The following is a 731-nucleotide window of genomic DNA, read 5'->3' as shown; positions in this document are numbered from 1 at the left end:
CACCCCCGAAGCAACGACGATCATGATCGGCGTCGGATCCTCGATGAAGTGGGTGATCCTCGGCCTGGTCGCCGTCATCCTCCTCTGGACCATCTACTGGTTCGCGTTCGGACGCCGCGTACCTAGGCTCCGCGTCAAGGCTGACGCCTGGGCGATCCGCGTCCCGCTCCTCGGACCGATCAACCAGATGGCCACCGCCGCTCGGTTCGCGGACGTCCTCGCAGCCTGCCTCGCCTCCGGCATGACCGAACTCGAATCCCTCGAGGTGGCCGCACGTGCCGCCGGTAACGCCGCCGTCGTCCGGCACGTCACCGCGCACATCGCCAAGCAACGCATCGGTGAAGCGACCTTTGCTGACGTCGCAGACTCGCCACTGTTCCCATGGAACCTGAAGAACCGCATGGAGATCGCACCGTCACCACGGCACCTCGTTGCGATCCTCCGCGACGTCGCAGCGGTGTTCCACAAGAAGAGCCGCCGCCGCCTCAACGCGTTCGCTGAGCGGATCGGCCCTCTCAGCGAGATCGTCGTCCTCGCCGCCGCCGGTGTCGTCATCCTCATGATCGCCATCCCGGTGACCACGTTCATCCCCACGATGACGGAGCAGATCAACCTGTGATCGTCATCCCGTACACCGCGCTGCTCATCGTCGTGATCGGACTGGCAGTTCTCGCCGCGGCCGACGTCGCGACACACCGCGTCGAATGGCTTCCCACAATGCTGCTCGGGGC

General features: G+C 65.5%; 1 protein-coding gene. It reads left to right on the top strand.

Annotation, left to right across the window (positions count from 1 at the left end):
• Positions 1-619: type II secretion system F family protein (locus GH736_RS23795; protein WP_203230948.1), on the top strand; the 619-nt coding region annotated here is incomplete at its 5' end.
• Positions 620-731: the final 112 nt, after the last annotated feature.

It is taken from the genome of Agromyces humi (genome assembly GCF_009720255.1).
In the GTDB taxonomy this organism is placed as follows: Bacteria; Actinomycetota; Actinomycetes; order Actinomycetales; family Microbacteriaceae; genus Agromyces; species Agromyces humi.
Note: the sequence above shows the minus strand (reverse complement) of the source record. Positions and strands in the feature narration are given on the sequence as shown.